The 275-nt window shown below is 60.7% G+C and carries 1 protein-coding gene; it reads right to left on the bottom strand.

The annotated features are described in order from the left end of the window. Positions 1-275: S-layer homology domain-containing protein (locus NLU14_RS21730; RefSeq protein WP_275710532.1), on the bottom strand; the 275-nt coding region annotated here is incomplete at both ends.

Raw genomic sequence — 275 nt, 5'->3', positions numbered from 1 at the left:
CGCCTGATCGAGAACCATTAGCCGCGCCAGGATGGCCGATATCTCGGCACGCGAAATCTTCTGGTTCGGCATAAATGCGCCCGCGCCTACGCCTTCGACTACGCCGGCGGCCGTCAGTGAATTAATGGCCAATTCGGCCCAGTGACCTTTCGTATCGGAATAGCCTGAGCCCGAATCGCTGATCGTGTCGAGGTTTAAAGCGTTCGCCACCATCGCGACAAACTCGGCGCGAGTGACCGGGTCGCCGCTATGGAAGCGGCCGTCAGGTCTCCCCC

Source organism: Marinobacter iranensis, from assembly GCF_029207565.1.
Lineage (GTDB): Bacteria > Pseudomonadota > Gammaproteobacteria > Pseudomonadales > Oleiphilaceae > Marinobacter > Marinobacter iranensis.
The sequence above is the reverse complement of the archived record's forward strand: the minus strand, read 5'-3'. Positions and strand labels throughout refer to the sequence as shown.